The sequence below is a fragment of the Candidatus Symbiothrix dinenymphae genome, from assembly GCF_001431085.1.
This window is the reverse complement of record NZ_BBRU01000536.1, coordinates 1-379: the sequence shown is the minus strand read 5'-3', so window position 1 is coordinate 379 and position 379 is coordinate 1. Positions and strand designations below refer to the sequence as shown.

Annotated in this window: 1 pseudogene; it reads right to left on the bottom strand. The window is 40.4% G+C overall.

Going from position 1 to position 379, the window contains the following annotated elements:
* Window positions 1–271, bottom strand: a pseudogene (locus tag ASC50_RS05540) (helix-turn-helix domain-containing protein); the annotation flags it as partial.
* Window positions 272–379 lie beyond the last annotated feature (108 nt).

Genomic DNA, 379 nt, shown 5'->3' with positions numbered 1-379 from the left:
GCAAAAATTGTCGGCTATGGGTAAGCAAGATAAAATCCGTGCCTGTTATCAGCATTTTTACTGTCTGTCCTGCCGAGCGATGATAACTGTCGTAAATGGTTGCCCCACGCAGATACACAGGTTTTTCTGTTTGTTCCGGAATGTAAATAAGCAACAAGGCATTCCCTTCGTATTCAATCGTATTGTGCTGTATTTGTACGGATTGAGATAAATTATTCAAGGCAATGTTTCCCAATGTTTTGATGATAGTGTCGGATTGTTCCTTTGTCACGGAAAACATTGTGGCATCGTCATTCCTCGGAGGCTGTTTATTTTCGGCATTTGGCTTATGATTTTTTTGAAACAACATCGGATGCGTTGCTAAACAATTCGGCTATTT